Below are 2,116 nucleotides of genomic sequence, written 5' to 3' on the forward strand. Positions count from 1 at the left end.
CGGTCCGCGCCAGGGGACATTTCCCCAATGAGCAAGCCGCACTGAAATGTGTCTACCTGGCCGTGATGAGCCTGGATCCGACCGGCCAAGGGCGGGCCCGCTGGACCCAACGATGGAAGGCCGCGCTCAACGCGTTCGACATCACTTTCAACGGCCGACTCACCGTCGGACGCTAACCCACAACAACACTAGTTACACCGAATTCTTGACAGACCCCACCCCGAAGAGGACGAACACCGCGCCGCGTACGACCGCGACGGCGACGGACCCGACGGCGCAGTCGGCTTCGCCTGGACATATCAATACGCCGACGAAGACCAGACCGCCGGAGTCACCGACAACGCCGCATCCGCACACACCGTCACGGTGTCGTTCCCTGACCGGGCGGGCGGCGTCGACGCCGAGAAGATCCGCAACGCGATTCTCGACCTGTTCTGGGAAGGCGACGCCGACGACATCCAGATCGTCGTAGCCACCACCTGAACACGCACCACCACCAAGGAATGAGCAGCCCCGCCCGGGAACACCGGTCGGGGCTCTTCTCTCTCAACCGCCGGGGAGTGCGGACAGCGGCCAACGGCTCTGCCGTCGCCTGTTCTGTCTGAGTTGAGCCGCTGCGCGGCGCTGTTGCCGCCCAGTGCCTGGGCTTGTTGTTGTGCCGTGAATCCTTCGGAAGCGTACGGGCCTGTCCGTTCCGCGCAAGCAGCCGCTGGCTGCCGGCTCCTTCCGAGATTTCCGGCACGCGGTCGCTGCGCTCCCTTATTTCGTGCCGGAATTCTCTCCCCCACCGCCCTAGGGGTTGCACTGCACGGCCTGTCCCTAGCGGCGGTAAACCGCCTTCACGGCAAAACAACGAAAGGGAAAGAAAATGACCGAACACCACACCAGCACCGCCACCGACGAGGCGCGCGCGTCGCAGGCTGGCAGCATCCACGACGAGGACACCATCGCCCGTGTCGCGTGGGCGTGCATCACCGAACCCGGCGACGTCACCCGCGGCGCCCTCATCACCGCCCGCGGCGCAGCCGAAGCGCTCCGCCTCCTCCTCAGCAATGAGCTCGAGGGCGACGAGATCACGGCGTTGCGTGACCGGGTCGCGGGCCGGTACAGCACGGACGTCGTCGCGGAAGCGATCACCCGCACCAAGGCGCAGGGGTTCCAGATTCTGACGCCATCGCACGAGCACTGGCCCGCCGGGCTGACGGACCTCGGGGACACCGCACCGGTCTGCCTATGGGTGCGCGGGAATGCCGCGCTCCTCAGCACCCGATCCATCGCGATCGTCGGCGCCAGGGCTGCGACCGGGTACGGCGAGAACGTCACCATGACCCTCACCCAAGGCCTCGTCGACAACGGCTGGACCATCGTGTCCGGCGCGGCATACGGGATCGACGGAATGGCGCACCGCGCCGCCCTCGCCAGCCGGGGCAACACGGTCGCAGTGTTGGCTGGGGGAGTGGACCGGTTCTATCCGTCCGGCAACGACAGCCTGCTGAGCCGGATCGCGGACGCAGGCGCGATCGTCAGCGAGATGCCGCCCGGGACAGCGCCGACGAAATGGCGATTTCTGCAGCGCAACCGGATCATCGCCACCATCGCCCACAAGACCATCGTCGTCGAGGCGGGGAGCCGCTCCGGATCGCTGGACACGGCAGCGCACGCCCTGGCAATCGGCCGACCGGTCGGCGCCGTCCCCGGGCCAATCACAAGCGCAGCGAGCTCGGGATGCCACCGCCTCATCCAAGAGTTCGGCGCGACCCTCATCACGTCAGCCGCCGACGCCGACACCCTCTGACCTGCGGGGCCGGCCAGCCACTCCGGGCTGGCCGGCGAGGGGGAACACCCTTCCCCCTCGCGCTCCCTCTTTCTGACCATCTCCAGCGCGCAACTGGTTCAGTCTGCTCGCTCGGCAAACACCGGACGTGGTGGGGTTTGCGGGACTTTGAGGACGTCGACAGAGTTGCGGATTCCCCAAAGGACCGCGTTTTAACGGACTAGCTTCCTGAGATTGGCGGGTATCCGCCGTCGGGGTGGGGAAGAGTTTCCATCCACTGCGTCGCGCTCATCGCCAGCTCGAGCCCCCGGATCGCTTCACCAGTGGCGGCCGCGGATTCTG

1 protein-coding gene and 1 pseudogene are annotated in these 2,116 nt (G+C 67.0%); both read left to right on the top strand.

Annotated features, from left to right (window positions below):
* Positions 1 to 176, top strand: a pseudogene (locus B7R21_RS18010) (IS256 family transposase); the annotation flags it as partial.
* A gap of 692 nt (positions 177 to 868) precedes the next feature.
* The gene (gene dprA / locus B7R21_RS18015) at positions 869 to 1,795 is read left to right on the top strand and encodes a DNA-processing protein DprA (protein WP_116284644.1); all 927 of its coding nucleotides are present in this window, start codon (positions 869 to 871) and stop codon (positions 1,793 to 1,795) included.
* The last annotated feature ends 321 nt before the right edge of the window (positions 1,796 to 2,116 follow it).

This window comes from Subtercola boreus (assembly GCF_003399625.1).
In the GTDB taxonomy this organism is placed as follows: domain Bacteria; phylum Actinomycetota; class Actinomycetes; order Actinomycetales; family Microbacteriaceae; genus Subtercola; species Subtercola boreus_C.